The 9,498-nt window shown below is 38.6% G+C and carries 12 protein-coding genes and 1 pseudogene; 9 read left to right on the plus strand and 4 right to left on the minus strand.

Annotation, left to right across the window (positions count from 1 at the left end; all coding sequences use genetic code 11):
• Positions 1–93: 93 nt before the first annotated feature.
• Positions 94–570: a transcription elongation factor GreA gene (greA, locus tag CEF19_RS14025; RefSeq protein ID WP_100406622.1), complete on the plus strand. Its 477-nt coding sequence runs from the start codon at positions 94–96 to the stop codon at positions 568–570.
• A 54-nt stretch (positions 571–624) separates the two neighbouring features.
• Here the strand turns inward: greA and CEF19_RS14030 are convergent, their stop codons facing one another.
• A complete protein-coding gene (locus CEF19_RS14030; protein WP_100406623.1) occupies positions 625–831 on the minus strand; it encodes a zinc ribbon domain-containing protein in 207 nt (68 codons plus the stop codon).
• Positions 832–1,102: 271 nt separating this feature from the next.
• Between CEF19_RS14030 and CEF19_RS14035 the strand changes: the two genes are divergently transcribed.
• Positions 1,103–1,714, plus strand: a complete 612-nt coding sequence (locus CEF19_RS14035) for a DUF1510 family protein (RefSeq protein WP_100406624.1) — start codon at positions 1,103–1,105, stop codon at positions 1,712–1,714.
• 15 nt (positions 1,715–1,729) lie between these two features.
• On the opposite strand, the gene CEF19_RS14040 is transcribed toward CEF19_RS14035, so the two are convergent.
• Positions 1,730–1,942 carry a DUF2536 family protein gene (locus CEF19_RS14040; RefSeq protein ID WP_100406625.1) on the minus strand — a complete coding sequence of 71 codons (213 nt, stop codon included), beginning with the start codon at positions 1,940–1,942 and terminating at the stop codon, positions 1,730–1,732.
• 126 nt (positions 1,943–2,068) lie between these two features.
• On the opposite strand from CEF19_RS14040, the gene mtnN reads away from it, so the two are divergent.
• The 3 genes from mtnN (at position 2,069) to CEF19_RS14055 (ending at position 4,841) form a co-directional block, all read left to right on the plus strand.
• Positions 2,069–2,761, plus strand: a complete 693-nt coding sequence (gene mtnN / locus CEF19_RS14045; RefSeq protein WP_100406626.1) for a 5'-methylthioadenosine/S-adenosylhomocysteine nucleosidase — start codon at positions 2,069–2,071, stop codon at positions 2,759–2,761.
• A gap of 174 nt (positions 2,762–2,935) precedes the next feature.
• Positions 2,936–3,175, plus strand: a complete 240-nt coding sequence (locus CEF19_RS14050; RefSeq protein WP_100406627.1) for a YrhC family protein — start codon at positions 2,936–2,938, stop codon at positions 3,173–3,175.
• Between the two features lie 163 nt (positions 3,176–3,338).
• On the plus strand, positions 3,339–4,841 hold the full coding sequence (locus CEF19_RS14055) for an MDR family MFS transporter (protein WP_100406628.1): 1,503 nt from the start codon (positions 3,339–3,341) through the stop codon (positions 4,839–4,841).
• Between the two features lie 9 nt (positions 4,842–4,850).
• Here CEF19_RS14055 and CEF19_RS14060 read toward each other — a convergent pair whose 3' ends face one another.
• Entirely contained in the window at positions 4,851–5,462 is a 612-nt protein-coding gene (locus CEF19_RS14060; protein WP_227521993.1) for an NUDIX hydrolase, read from the minus strand.
• Positions 5,463–6,001: 539 nt separating this feature from the next.
• On the opposite strand from CEF19_RS14060, the gene CEF19_RS14065 reads away from it, so the two are divergent.
• The 4 genes and pseudogenes from CEF19_RS14065 to sigK form a co-directional block, all read left to right on the plus strand.
• Positions 6,002–6,718 carry a DUF4397 domain-containing protein gene (locus CEF19_RS14065; protein ID WP_157800963.1) on the plus strand — a complete coding sequence of 239 codons (717 nt, stop codon included), beginning with the start codon at positions 6,002–6,004 and terminating at the stop codon, positions 6,716–6,718.
• A gap of 37 nt (positions 6,719–6,755) precedes the next feature.
• The gene (locus tag CEF19_RS14070; protein WP_157800964.1) at positions 6,756–7,271 is read left to right on the plus strand and encodes a class F sortase; all 516 of its coding nucleotides are present in this window, start codon (positions 6,756–6,758) and stop codon (positions 7,269–7,271) included.
• 123 nt (positions 7,272–7,394) lie between these two features.
• Positions 7,395–8,561 carry a M20 family metallopeptidase gene (locus CEF19_RS14075; protein WP_100406632.1) on the plus strand — a complete coding sequence of 389 codons (1,167 nt, stop codon included), beginning with the start codon at positions 7,395–7,397 and terminating at the stop codon, positions 8,559–8,561.
• Between the two features lie 122 nt (positions 8,562–8,683).
• Positions 8,684–9,145, plus strand: a pseudogene (gene sigK / locus CEF19_RS14080) (RNA polymerase sporulation sigma factor SigK); the annotation flags it as partial.
• Positions 9,146–9,200: 55 nt separating this feature from the next.
• On the opposite strand, the gene CEF19_RS14085 reads toward sigK, so the two are convergent.
• Positions 9,201–9,498, minus strand: a 298-nt coding sequence (locus CEF19_RS14085) for an HNH endonuclease signature motif containing protein (RefSeq protein ID WP_198510290.1), incomplete at its 5' end; no start/stop codon positions are given.

The following is a 9,498-nucleotide window of genomic DNA, read 5'->3' on the forward strand; positions in this document are numbered from 1 at the left end:
CGAGGTTAAACACCTTGCTTCTTTTTCTACATATGTATCGAATTTCTCTATACATGGCAATTATTTTGGAGTTATATTGAGGAGTGAATGGCAATGGCTGAAGAAAAAAAGCATTATATGACAATGGATGGAAAACGTAAGCTAGAGGATGAGTTAGAGTTTTTGAAAACGGAACGACGTAAAGAAGTCGTTGAACGTATAAAAATTGCTCGTAGCTTTGGAGACCTTTCGGAGAATTCTGAGTACGACTCTGCAAAAGAGGAACAAGCATTTGTTGAAGGTCGAATCGCACAGCTTGAAAAAATGATTCGAAACGCTGTTATGATTGAAGAAGAAGTCGGTTCTGCAAATGTTGTTACTTTAGGAAAGACAGTAAAGTTTATTGAGCTACCTGACGGGGATGAAGAAGAATATACGATTGTAGGTAGTGCTGAATCTGACCCTGCCGAAGGAAAAATTTCAAATGATTCTCCAATGGCGCAAAGCTTACTTGGACGTTCTGTAAAAGATAAAGTGGTTGTCAACACACCAGGCGGAGAAATGGAAGTTGAGATTTTAGAAATTCGTTAAAGAAAAAACTGCTCATCTTTTTGAGCAGTTTTTTTTGAATGCGGTTTAATTTGATTATCCTCCAAAAAAGAAATCAACAACGTTTGAAGCAGTAGAGGCTTGTTTATTATAAAACTCTGAATAGCCACAATTTGTACAATAAACAACGACAAATTTATTGTGTTGAATATCAAACATTTTTGATAGACCTGTTCCAGTTGTGGCAATTTCCTTTGTCTCGGCTTTCGTATGACCACACTTAATACAACCTCGTTCTTCCATTATTAACCCCCCTTGGTAAATATACTTTATAGAGCGAATAAAAAAGTATTTAAAAGATTAGCATGGCAGCGTGAACGCACAACTTCGGACTATGCTTTAATGCTTCACTTATAGTATAAACGTTTGGAAAAAAAGGTTTCAACGTAAACTAAGTATATATAATCATTTATAGTAGGCATAGCTTAAAAAATGATAAATAAGACTGATTCGCGTTCCTGGTAAACTTTTTGTATAATTAGGATGGATAGAGAAAAAAGGAGTGAACGAATAAATGGGTGGAACTCGATTTGAATACCGAAAGTCAAAACGGTTAAACCGTTTCTTAAATACAGCGATTGGGATTGTTGTGGTTTTAATAGGTTTCTTCGCTGTTCAGATATTTTTTGGTTCGACGGAGTCTGAAGAAGTCGCTGTAGTACCTGAAGAAGAAAATATAGAGAGTGAAAATACAGAGAATGAAAACTCAATTTCAGATGAGGTAGGAAGCTCTCCTACCGAAGAGACGCCTGTACAAGATGAGGACGTGGAACAAGGTGAGGATGAACTAAATGAGGATGAAACTGAAAATGGGTTGGAACCTGTGGAAGACGGACAATGGCAGCCTGTTGGAACCTCACAAACCGGTGAATTCACCCCTGACTTTACAGAGAATAGTGTAAACTGGAATGAAATGACACGAGCGTTGCAGTATGCCACTGGTCTTAGCGAAGATGATATGATTATATTTTGGTTAGGAAATGGCGGTTCAGCAACGAGTGCAGTTGGTACAGTAAGTGCAAAAAACCAGCAAGACCAACCATACCAAGTTCGACTTGAATGGGTAGATGGTCAAGGCTGGCTTCCTGTTGAAAAGAAACAACTAGAATCAAATCCCTACCGCTAACGAGCCTTTTAATACCTAGGCTCGTTTTGCTTTAAAATGGACGACAGCTGTGTAGATAGGATAGCCTGATTTGTGATGATGATAAATGTGATGTTGAACATGATAAACCTCAAGTAATAGGGCTTTGTTTACATCAATCTGGTCGTTTATTTTGTTCTCTAATGCTTCAAAACTAGTTTCTTCAAAGCATTCAATTTTGTCTTCAATCCGTTCTAAATAAATGGACATTTCTAGCCTCTCCTTCAACCGTTAGTTAGATTATCATAATGGAGATAACGGGATAAAACAAGTGAATTTACAATGAGAGATGTGTATACTTGGAAATAGATAAACTGAAAGGGTGTTAGCGTCAGAATGAGAATTGGAATTATAGGTGCGATGGATGAAGAAGTGGAATTATTAGTAAGTAAGCTAGACAATCCAAATGATAAAACCATTGCAGGATGTGAATTTCACGAAGGTACGATTGAAGGCACAGACGTGGTTTTATTGAAATCAGGAATTGGAAAAGTTAATGCAGCAATTGGGACTACATTGCTTATTCAGCTATATCAACCTGACCGAATCATTAATACAGGATCAGCAGGGGGTTTTTTAGAAGGTTTGAAAGTGGGAGACATCGTCATTTCTACGGAGGTGCGCTATAACGATGTCGACGCGACTGTATTTGGTTATGAATTTGGACAAGTGCCGAGAATGCCTGCTTACTTTACACCCAATCAAGAGTTAGTTGATATCGCGGAAATTGCAGCAAAAAAAGTAGGAATTTCTTCGGTGAAGGGGCTCGTTTTATCTGGTGATTCGTTTATGAGCGATCATGAGCGAGTAGAAGTTCTTAAGACGCAATTTAAACAACCTGCTTGCGCTGAAATGGAAGCTGGAGCGATTGCGCAAGTCTGTCATCAATTTAACGTGCCATTCGTCATTATCCGCTCATTATCAGATATTGCTGGTTCAGATGCGAAGGTGTCCTATGATCAATTTTTAGAAACGGCTTCCGTGCATTCTGCCAAACAAGTTCTCCTTATGCTTAAGGCGTTATCCTAAAATCGAGGTAAGGTTGAAGCACTAAAAAGGTAAAAAACGACTTTTTTGATCCTCAGAGAGAGATTTGGCAATGGCTCCGATCGACGCGGTAAAGTCTTCCTCTTCTTATAAACATTACATCATTCAATCTGATGAAAAGATGATAGAATGAATAGGAGAGTAGGAGGAAGATATATGGAAAATAAAATTATACAAGACTTACAAACAAAAGTTGCAGATTATAAACGTTTTGGGTTCATTTTGTTGTCATTAAGTATCTTTCTTTTTATCGGATTAATTGTTCCTACAAGTGGAGTGGCTGCTGAATTTAAGGGCTTTATCGTCGCAGGCGTGTTTATTATGCTTGGACTTGCTTTCTTTTTTCACCGTTTGGCCATGAAGGTGCAGCAGAAATTATATAATGAAAAAAATTAAAACGAAGTGGCTATAAAAAGCTCTTAAATTATTATAGAGGCTACTGAAAATGGGAAAGCAACCCCTTTTCAGTAGCCTCTTATTTTATTAGCTGTTAAAGAAGTATGCTAAAATAGAAAAGATTTACTTTGAGTATATTGGATGGAAGCGGGTGAATGTCGGTATGAGGAACGTACGGGTAACGAAACGGCCGCTAGTGTTAGTGGCTGTCATGTTAGCGATGTTTATGGCTGCGGTTGAAGCAACAATTGTTGCAACGGCTGTACCAAGAATTGTCGCGGATTTAGGGGGCTTTTCTTTATTTAGTTGGCTTTTTTCTTCCTATCTTCTTATGCAAGTTGTCATGATACCCGTTTATGGTAAACTTTCAGATTTGTATGGGCGTAAGCTTATTTTTTCGATAGGTATTGGGATTTTTTTAATAGGATCTCTGCTATGTGGTTTATCAACAACCATGGAATTATTAATAATAAGTAGGTTTATTCAAGGAATTGGAGCCGGAGCCGTGCAGCCGATAGCAACAACGATTGTCGGGGATATGTATACCAAGGAAGAACGCGCGAAGATACAAGGCTATTTGGCAAGTGTTTGGGGTGTTTCTGCGATAGTGGGGCCAATCCTCGGTGCCTTTTTCATTGAATATCTGCATTGGTCTTGGATATTTTGGATTAATATTCCTTTTGGTATTCTATCCGTTCTCGGTGTGGTTTGTTACCTACAAGAATCAGTTGAAAAACGAAAGCGTGATATTGATTATAAGGGGGCCTTTCTATTACTGATATGTATATCGTCCTTTATGGTTGTCATGATTCAAGGTGGTGTTGCATGGGGATGGGTATCAACCCCTGTATTGGTTTTAAGCCTAGTTAGTTTGATGACATTTTGTCTATTTATCGTTAATGAGAAAAGTGTGAAAGACCCAATAATGACGCTGTCACTTTGGCAACAAAAGGGGTTGCGATATGCAAACATTGCTTCGTTTACTTCAGGAGCCATCCTCTTGGCTATCTCTAGTTTTTTACCTACATATGTTCAAGGTGTGATGAATGAATCTCCGCTAATAGCAGGTTTAACACTTACTGCCATTTCGATTGGATGGCCGATTTCATCAACCATTGCTGGTAAATTAATGCTAAGAATAGGATTCCGTGTTACAGCGATAATTGGAGGCTTTGCATTAGTCGCTGGAGCAACTGGATATTTGTTATTAGTTGTGATACAAAATCCGCTTTGGGCAGCACTTTCTTCCTTTTTAATAGGAGTCGGTATGGGTTTTGCAACAACGACATTTGTGGTTTCTATCCAATCAACAGTTTCATGGAATGTCAGAGGAGAGGCAACCGCACTAAACATGTTTATGAGGTCCCTTGGTGGGGCTGTCGGTGTTGCTTTTCTTGGAGGGTTGTTAAATAGTCGATTGCAAAAAGACTTAGCTGAACATGCTGATGTTCTCTCATTCGAACCAACATTAGATGTTATTAATACATTACTGGAGTCGGAACAAAGTTACGTGTTAGCAAATGAGGAACTAACGATATTACAAGCAGCTCTTTCAAATGGGCTATCAGTTGTTTTTATCGGGCTTTTAGTCCTAGCGCTATTAAGCTTCTATTTTATATTTCGATTACCAAAAGACGCACCAATACAAAAAACCGAGGATGTCTAAAAAAAAGGACTATCTCGGTTTTGTTAATTGAAGAAAGTGGTGAAGGATGCGTGCCGTCAATCCCCAAATGACATACTGCTCATAGTGATAAAAGTATTCTACAAAGCTATCGACACGTTTTTTATAGCGGTCTTTATTTGCAATTAGCTCAAATGGAAAATCAGAAGACGGTTGGTATTCCACCTGCATATCGTAACGTTCAGGTTGGTGAGTGTGCAGATAAGAGAGCGGAACCATAAAAACATGGTCAACTTCGGATAGATTTGAATTTAACATAGCTAAATCATGAATATGCGCAACAAATGGATGAATAATCCCACGAAACGGGGTCACGACGGTATCAAGCGGAGCTATTATTTCGAAATCGGACGCAGGTATACCGATTTCTTCGGTTAGCTCCCGAACGGCCGCAGCTTGAGGCGATGGATCCGTTTCGTCAATCCTCCCACCAGGGAAACATATTTCTCCGGGTTGTTGATGTAAAGAAAGAGCGCGAACTTCAAAAAGTATATTGAGTTCATTATTATGTTCAACTATTGGGAGGATGACAGCAGAATGGCGTTGATTTTGTTCCCCAAGAATTCGAGGACTTCTCCCTTGTAACTGAGTGATGTGTTTCAACTTAATAACTCCTTTCATAAATTCAGTAAACTTATTAGCTAGCCTACTAACGTTATTTTTTATGCTGGGGTAGACGTTTGTATGTACGCATAACATGTTTTCGGATAAAAAGTTTTTTAACAAAAGACGGCTAGTCTAGAGGGCACGGAAAAATGAAAAGCCGACCTTTTTCGGTGGTTTCCTATTTTTCTTGATTATACCACGAAGCTCTCTCCATGTTTTTCAATACAGGGTGTAAGACTTTCTATAAAAAGTTGCTTTATTATTATCTTTTTTACTTTTACTGTTAGAATTTGTAACAAATTCACTGCTTAATCTTGTCTATTAAGTTAAAGTAAAGACAGGAAAGGTCCCAGACCTAGCTTCCAATAAAGTTCTCTACTCTCCCCTTTGCGAGTAATTCGTTTTTTCGAATTACTCATTTTTTTGTTAATTGATTCCCTGTAACTTCCATTAAAATGATATTTTAAAAGCGCATACAATAAACTTGGAAAAGGGGATGATAAGGGTGAAGATGACATAATAAGGAGATGAATGAAATGAAATTAATTACAAAATTTTTGATTTGTTGTTTAGTATTTAGCGCATTTGCCGGAAGTGGCTATGCGAAAGAGGCTGAGTCTGATAGCCTTGTTCGTTTTGTACACGCCTCACCCGATGCTCCTCATATTGATATTTATGCTAATGATGAACTAATTCTAGAAGCTTTTTCCTACTCGGATGTGAGTGAGTATTTTCGTGTCCCTGCTGGTACTCATACAATTGAATTCCACTCAGAAGAAACAGATACAACGGTTATTTTAGAAGAAATTACCGTCGAAGAAAACACTCATTATACCTTAGCTGCTATTGGTGAACTTGAGGAAATTACCCTCACATCAATGGTTGATGACAAGGATACCAGAGAGGATATGACTAAAATTAGGTTAGCTCACTTCTCAACAGATGCATCCGCTCTTGAACTCGCAACACCAATCGGAAATGAATTATTCCAAGAAGTTATTTACTCTCAAATAACAGATTATATGGAGCTTGATAAAGGTATCCATCATTTCGAATTACATTTAGCAGGTAGCGATGATGCCGTTGTTGACCTTTATGATTTAGAGCTGAAAGAAGGTTCTGTCTATACGGCAATCGCGATAGGGCTGGTCGAAGGGGATCCCGAATTCGAGGTTATCCTGTTAACAGACTCGATGCCGATGCCTGATAACATACCGAAAACAGGACTTGGTGGCGCATCTCCACTTCAATAATATGAAAACCATTTTAAGTTTTTTATGTGGAATACTCTTGTTTGCAAACCCTGCCTATGCTAAGCCGAGTTTGACGGGAACAGAACCGATTCTGTTAAAAATTCCATCACTTCAAATTGAAGCGCCAATTAAACCTTTAGGGGTTAATGAGATGTATCAGGTACCTGCTGATGGACAATCAGTTTTTTGGTATAAGGATGGTATCAATCCTGGAGGTAAAGGCAGCGCAGTGATTGCGGGTCATTTTGATGATTATGAAGGACCGGCAGTTTTTTACCCCTTACGTAGCATTCAAGCCGGTGAGATGGTTTATATTTTAGATCGGGACAATCATCTTTTAATGTTTGAAGTTGAAGAAATCACTTCTTTTCCGAGAGAGAATACCTCCGTTGAGGATATATTTAAAACAAGCGGACAACCATATTTAATCCTTGTTACATGTGAAGGTTTTTATAATAGAACCCAGCAAACACACACCCATCGGTTAGTCGTAAAAGCAAAGCGTGTCGGCACGTATCATACTTATAGACCCAAAACCGAACGAGTCGAATAAGGCTTGTTCGGTTTTTTTTTCTAAAACAATGTAACAAATCCAAACATAAGATATAATAAGAATAACTAATTTTTGCTCAGTTTTTGTCGATTATAGAAGTTTGGAAGGTAAGGGGTAGGCATCATGGACGTACAGTCTAAAGAAAAGGACATGTTAAAGTTACTCGAACAACTCGTTAATATTGATAGTGGTTCGTATCAAAAAAAGGGGATTGACCAAATTGGGTCGATTTTATCTGAGAAATTTGAGCTGCTTGGTTATGATGTTACTGAAATCAAACAAACACAGCGCGGCAACCATTTAATCATTACACACCCAACAGTGGCAAACCCATCAGTTGTTATCGTGGCTCATATGGATACTGTTTTTAAAGCGGGTACCGCCGAAAAGAGACCATTTAAAATTGAAGGTACACGGGCTTATGGGCCCGGCGTAATTGATATGAAGGCAAGCCTAGTTTCCGTTCTTTATGCCTTAGCAGCGATAAAGGAAGCAGGAAATGATGCTTATCGTCAAGTGAAGGTATTGCTAACTACTGATGAAGAAATTGGTTCAATCACGTCGAGGAGCCTTATTGAACAAGAGGCAAGAGATGCTGCTTATGCATTAGTGATGGAGCCGGCTCGGAAGGATGGTTCTGTTGTCACAGAACGCCGTGGTAATGGAACATTTACGATAAAAGTAAAAGGAAAAGCAGCTCATTCAGGAATTGAACCAGAAAAAGGAAGAAGTGCTATTGAGGAGCTTGCTCATAAAATTGTAAAGCTTTATGAATTAAACGACCATGAGCATGGAGTGTCGATTAATGTTGGAATAATAGAGGGCGGCGCATCGGTGAACACCGTTTCTTCACGAGCAATAGGTCACATTGATGTTCGTGTAGCAACTCCCGAACAGGCAGAAGAGCTTGCTCATAAAATTGAAGAGGTGTGCGCCTCCTCCGACGTACGAGGAACGATTATTGAGTTAACGGGGGATATTAATCGTCCACCGATGATAAAAGATGAAAAGATCTCAGAATTACTTCATATTGTCCAAGATGTCGGAAGAGAATTAGGACTCGATATTAAGGATACCAAAACAGGCGGGGGATCAGATGCCTCGTTTACTGCAGCACTTGGAATACCAACATTAGACGGACTGGGTCCCGTTGGTGGAAATGCACATAGCGAGAAAGAATATCTTGATATTTCCTCGTTTGTCGAGAGAACCACTTTGCTTGCTAAAGTCATTCAACGTCTTGATGAAATTCAAGCAAATAAAAGGATGTACAAGAAGGTTGATTTTTAACCTTTTGTACATCTTTTTTTATGAGAGGATTGACTGCTCTAAAGGAAGGAAGTGAAATGAAAAAAGAGTTTAAAAAACATTCTTAGGTGTACAGACACGACCAAGCCCAATTCGACATACGTATGAAGTATGGAGAAAATGGAGGTGATGTTGTGTCAAGTATACTCGCTGCAATTTCCTATTTTGTAAAGGAAGTCGTTGTTTTTGTATCATATGTAAAAAACAACGCTTTTCCTCAGCCTCTGAAAAAGGAAGAGGAACGTAAATACTTAGAGTTAATGCAGGAAGGTGATGAGGAGGCACGCAACCGGCTCATCGAGCATAATTTACGCCTTGTTGCTCACATCGTCAAAAAGTTCGAAAACACACGTGAAGATACAGAGGACCTCATTTCTATAGGAACGATTGGATTGATAAAAGCTATTGAGAGTTATTCAGTTGGAAAAGGAACGAAATTAGCGACGTATGCGGCACGCTGTATTGAAAATGAAATCCTCATGCATTTAAGAGCATTGAAAAAGGTAAACAAAGACGTTTCCTTGCATGATCCGATTGGGACAGATAAAGAAGGAAATGAAATTACGTCTGCAGGTTATCTGTGAGGGTATTTCATTGCCTTTTTATTGTTAAGCTAACGATTTAAAGGGTTTGTTTCTTCCGTTCAAACTCCTTCCAGGCGTACTGTAAATAATTCACTCCTAAATTATGACCTTCTAAAATTAATAATGGAGTTTCATGTTTAGGGTCATCTTCTCCAAAAATACAATGAACTTTATTTGTGTCGGGGTGTATAGCGAAGTAAGAGTCATCAAATTGAGCATGACAATTCGGACATAAAACTACTAAATTTTCTTTTCTATCATCACCACGATGTTTTTTATTATAAGGTTTTATGTGATGAGCTTCAGTTAAAAAAGACCCGTCTGCCCTTTTTAAT

This window comes from Bacillus solitudinis (assembly GCF_002797395.1).
In the GTDB taxonomy this organism is placed as follows: Bacteria; Bacillota; Bacilli; order Bacillales; family Bacillaceae_D; genus Halalkalibacter_A; species Halalkalibacter_A solitudinis.

Coding starts and splice junctions, on each gene's coding strand:
- mtnN (WP_100406626.1), top strand. CDS start 2,069: ATGAGAATTGGAATTATAGGTGCGATGGATGAAGAAGTGGAATTATTA.
- CEF19_RS14065 (WP_157800963.1), top strand. CDS start 6,002: ATGAAATTAATTACAAAATTTTTGATTTGTTGTTTAGTATTTAGCGCA.
- CEF19_RS14055 (WP_100406628.1), top strand. CDS start 3,339: ATGAGGAACGTACGGGTAACGAAACGGCCGCTAGTGTTAGTGGCTGTC.
- CEF19_RS14030 (WP_100406623.1), bottom strand. CDS start 831: ATGGAAGAACGAGGTTGTATTAAGTGTGGTCATACGAAAGCCGAGACA.
- CEF19_RS14035 (WP_100406624.1), top strand. CDS start 1,103: ATGGGTGGAACTCGATTTGAATACCGAAAGTCAAAACGGTTAAACCGT.
- greA (WP_100406622.1), top strand. CDS start 94: ATGGCTGAAGAAAAAAAGCATTATATGACAATGGATGGAAAACGTAAG.
- CEF19_RS14050 (WP_100406627.1), top strand. CDS start 2,936: ATGGAAAATAAAATTATACAAGACTTACAAACAAAAGTTGCAGATTAT.
- CEF19_RS14040 (WP_100406625.1), bottom strand. CDS start 1,942: ATGTCCATTTATTTAGAACGGATTGAAGACAAAATTGAATGCTTTGAA.
- CEF19_RS14075 (WP_100406632.1), top strand. CDS start 7,395: ATGGACGTACAGTCTAAAGAAAAGGACATGTTAAAGTTACTCGAACAA.